At 77.9% G+C, this 290-nt stretch carries 1 protein-coding gene; it reads right to left on the bottom strand.

The window, feature by feature from the left end:
* On the bottom strand, positions 1-290 hold a 290-nt coding region (locus tag QWY29_RS20115; RefSeq protein WP_300963007.1), incomplete at both ends, for an ATP-binding cassette domain-containing protein.

The following is a 290-nucleotide window of genomic DNA, read 5'->3' as shown; positions in this document are numbered from 1 at the left end:
CCCGCGCGAAGAACGCGAGGTTCTGGGCCACGGTGAGGTCGTCGTAGACCCCGGCGGCCTGGGTGGCGTAGCCGACCCGGCCGCGCACGGCGGGGCTGCCGGCGGGGTGGCCGAGCACGCTCACGCTGCCGCTGGTGACGACCTGGCTGCCGACCAGGGCCCGCATCAGCGTCGTCTTGCCCGAGCCCGACGGGCCCAGCAGCCCGGTCACCCCGTGCCCGAGCCGGGCGTCGAGCCCGGCCAGCACGGTGCGCCCGCCGCGGCGTACGACGAGCCCGGTGACCTCGGCC

The sequence above is a fragment of the Nocardioides abyssi genome (genome assembly GCF_030412915.1).
Classification (GTDB): Bacteria; Actinomycetota; Actinomycetes; order Propionibacteriales; family Nocardioidaceae; genus Nocardioides; species Nocardioides abyssi.
This window is presented reverse-complemented; position numbering and strand designations above follow the sequence as displayed.